The organism is Micromonospora sp. NPDC049044 (assembly GCF_040649215.1).
In the GTDB taxonomy this organism is placed as follows: Bacteria; Actinomycetota; Actinomycetes; order Mycobacteriales; family Micromonosporaceae; genus Micromonospora.
This window is the reverse complement of the sequence record NZ_JBEZFA010000049.1, coordinates 54,383-56,645: the sequence shown is the minus strand read 5'-3', so window position 1 is coordinate 56,645 and position 2,263 is coordinate 54,383. Positions and strand designations below refer to the sequence as shown.

At 72.5% G+C, this 2,263-nt stretch carries 3 protein-coding genes; all 3 read right to left on the bottom strand.

All coding sequences use genetic code 11. The features are described 5' to 3' along the window. Positions 1 to 111: 111 nt before the first annotated feature. The 3 genes from AB0B85_RS29810 to dnaJ all read right to left on the bottom strand — a co-directional run bounded on the left by AB0B85_RS29810 (position 112) and on the right by dnaJ (position 2,099). Positions 112 to 306: a hypothetical protein gene (locus AB0B85_RS29810; protein WP_357412435.1), complete on the bottom strand. Its 195-nt coding sequence runs from the start codon at positions 304 to 306 to the stop codon at positions 112 to 114. A gap of 137 nt (positions 307 to 443) precedes the next feature. Then, positions 444 to 884 carry a helix-turn-helix transcriptional regulator gene (locus AB0B85_RS29805; protein WP_357412445.1) on the bottom strand — a complete coding sequence of 147 codons (441 nt, stop codon included), beginning with the start codon at positions 882 to 884 and terminating at the stop codon, positions 444 to 446. A 30-nt stretch (positions 885 to 914) separates the two neighbouring features. After that, positions 915 to 2,099 carry a molecular chaperone DnaJ gene (gene dnaJ / locus AB0B85_RS29800; RefSeq protein ID WP_357412433.1) on the bottom strand — a complete coding sequence of 395 codons (1,185 nt, stop codon included), beginning with the start codon at positions 2,097 to 2,099 and terminating at the stop codon, positions 915 to 917. Positions 2,100 to 2,263 lie beyond the last annotated feature (164 nt).

Sequence of the window (2,263 nt, the reverse complement as noted above, 5' to 3'; positions counted from 1 at the left end):
TCCAGTTTCACCGTGCCCCCCCGTGGGGCCCCCACCGCGCCCCGCCCCAAACCGTTTACGTGGGGGGGCCCGCGACCCCCCGTGGGTCCCGGCCCGCACCTCGGTCACCGGTCAGTCCTGCTTGCGTTCGGCTTGGGTTGGGTTCTTGTCGCCGCCGTGATCGCCCTGTTCGGCGGCCTGGCCCGGGGCGTCCCGGTCCCGGTAGGTACCGTCGGTCACCTTGTCGAACTTCTTGCGGACGGTCTCGGCCAGGTCTTCCAACCGTTCTTCCGTCTGCTGGGCAACCTTCTTCGCCTGCTCCGCCATCGCTCCCCCTCGCCATGCCGGTAGGTCCGTATTAAGGCGATTGGACCCCTATCGACAGGCTAACCGAAGCGGCCCGGACCGCGCCGGGGAATCCGGTGCGATCCGGGCCGAGAAGACAGCTCCGGGTGCGCGGCAGGTCAACGATCGGGAGTACGACGGGGTCGCCACACCACAAGCGCGGTGGACGTGCGGTTGGTCGGGACCAGGTCACTGCCCGGGAAGCGGGCCAGTGACTCCAGTTCGGCAATTCTGCGGTACGCGGCGTCCAGCTCCGCCTCCAGCCGGGCCACCCGCTGCTGCGCCTGTTCCAACAGCCGTTCCAGCCCGATGATCCGTTTGACGCCGGCCAGGTTGATCCCGTCGTCCTGGCTGAGCCGCTGCACCTCGCGCAGCAGCACCACGTCACGGACGCTGTACCGACGCCCGCCGCCAGCGGCCCGGCCGGGCTGCACCAGCCCCAGCCGGTCGTACTGGCGCAGGGTCTGCGGGTGCATCCCCGCCATTCGCGCCGCAACCGAGATCATCAGCACCTTGGCCTCGTAGGCAGGGTCACCCGAACCGAGGAACTCGCCCGACATCCCGCTCACCTCCGCGTCCCTTCCACCGGACTAACTGACCCGACGCACCCGCGCCTCTAGATGTTCCCGGGCCGCTGGCGGGCTCTGCTCGGCGAACGCCTCAAGCGCGGTGCGCGCTTCGTCGGACAACCGGGCCGGCACCACCACGTCCAACGTGACGAGCAGGTCGCCGGCCTGCCCGTCGCGGCGGACCACACCCTTGCCCCGGGCCCGCAGCACCCGCCCGCTCGGCGTGCCCGGCGGGACCCGCAGGGTCACCGCACCGTCGAGTGTGGGCACCCGCAGGTCCGTGCCGAGCACGGCCTCCGCGAAGGTGATCGGCACGCTCAGCGTCAGGTCGTCACCGGTACGCCCGAACAGCTCGTCCGGCCGAACCTTGACGTGCACGAACAGGTCACCAGCCGGCCCGCCGCGCTCACCTGGCTCACCGCGCCCGGCCAGCCGGATGCGCTGACCGTCGGCCACGCCGGCCGGAAAGCGCACGTTCATGGTGCGTGTCTTGGTGACCCCGCCGCTGCCGTGGCACTCCGGGCACTTCTCCTCGACCACGGTGCCGACGCCCTGGCAGTTGCGGCACGGCTCGGAGAAGCTGAACGACCCCTGGTTGCGGGTGGTCACGCCGGCACCGTGGCAGACCGGGCAGGTCCGAGGCTGGGTGCCGGGCTTGGCCCCGTTGCCGTGACAGGTCTCGCAGACTCCCGGCGCGCGCAACGTCAGGGGCAGCGTGACACCCCGCACCGCGTCACCGAAGTCCAGTGCCACCTCGGTCTCCACGTCCCGACCACGGCCCGGACCGCGTGGTGCCGCCGGCCCGCCACCCTGCCCGCCCGTGAAGATCGAGCTGAACAGGTCCTGGAAGCCGGAGCCGCCGAAGCGGCGGTCGCCGCCTGCGGCCCCGCCGCCGAACATGTCGGAGACGTCGAAGGGCATGCCGCCCGGCTGTCCGCCACCCCGGGCGTTGCGCCGGAACGCGCCCGAGCCGAACAGTGAGCGCATCTCGTCGTACTCGCGACGGCGGCCGGCGTCCGACAGCACGTTGTACGCCTCGGACGCGGCCTTGAACCGCTCCTCCGCCTTGGCGTCACCCGGGTTGTGGTCCGGGTGCGACTCCCGGGCCAGCTTGCGGTACGCCTTCTTGATGTCGTCCGCGGAGGCGGCCTTGTCCACGCCGAGCACGGCGTAGAAGTCCTTCTCGATCCAGTCCTTCGAACTCACCGGTCCACCCCCTCTCGACCGTCGCGGTCCGGCCGTGCCCCCCCCCCCCGGGGGGGGGGGGGGGGGCCCCCGGGGGCGGGGGGGGCCCGAGACGGGCGCTATGAGAGCGGGCGCCCCGCCCCCCCACCGGGGCCGCACCCGCCCCACCCGGCGGGGGGCGCGCC

Coding starts and splice junctions, on each gene's coding strand:
- AB0B85_RS29810 (WP_357412435.1), bottom strand. CDS start 306: ATGGCGGAGCAGGCGAAGAAGGTTGCCCAGCAGACGGAAGAACGGTTG.
- AB0B85_RS29805 (WP_357412445.1), bottom strand. CDS start 884: ATGTCGGGCGAGTTCCTCGGTTCGGGTGACCCTGCCTACGAGGCCAAG.